The organism is Pseudoalteromonas sp. S1650 (assembly GCF_005887195.1).
GTDB classification, from domain to species: Bacteria; Pseudomonadota; Gammaproteobacteria; order Enterobacterales; family Alteromonadaceae; genus Pseudoalteromonas; species Pseudoalteromonas simplex.
This window is the reverse complement of the sequence record NZ_PNDF01000127.1, coordinates 1-384: the sequence shown is the minus strand read 5'-3', so window position 1 is coordinate 384 and position 384 is coordinate 1. Positions and strand designations below refer to the sequence as shown.

Genomic DNA, 384 nt, shown 5'->3' with positions numbered 1-384 from the left:
AGATATGACATCATTACGCCATTCTCTTCAACGTTTAAACGGACTTAATAATAATGACAAAAAAGCCTTCGCAGTCTTCAGTAGAGACAACGCCAAGCGAGCATCAACGTGAAGCTTTTTATCGTGCCTGCATCGCCGAATTCCAACAATTGGGTTATCAAGACCAATACCTAGCCGAATTAACAGATGAACTAATCCCACTGACGGGTCTTGAGCCGTTGAGTGATAAAGAAAAAACGACTAAAGGGTAAACAAAAACGAGTTGTTTTTGTGCGTTGTGGATAATCTATAACCATCTGTACGATTTTCCTTGAAAAGTGTTTGACATATTTCCTGAAGTCTTTATTATACGCCCCACAAGACGGAGAGGTGGCCGAGTGGCCG

At 41.7% G+C, this 384-nt stretch carries 1 protein-coding gene; it reads left to right on the top strand.

Annotation, left to right across the window (positions count from 1 at the left end; genetic code table 11):
- Positions 1-53: 53 nt before the first annotated feature.
- Entirely contained in the window at positions 54-251 is a 198-nt protein-coding gene (locus CWB80_RS21770; RefSeq protein ID WP_054551252.1) for a hypothetical protein, read from the top strand.
- Positions 252-384 lie beyond the last annotated feature (133 nt).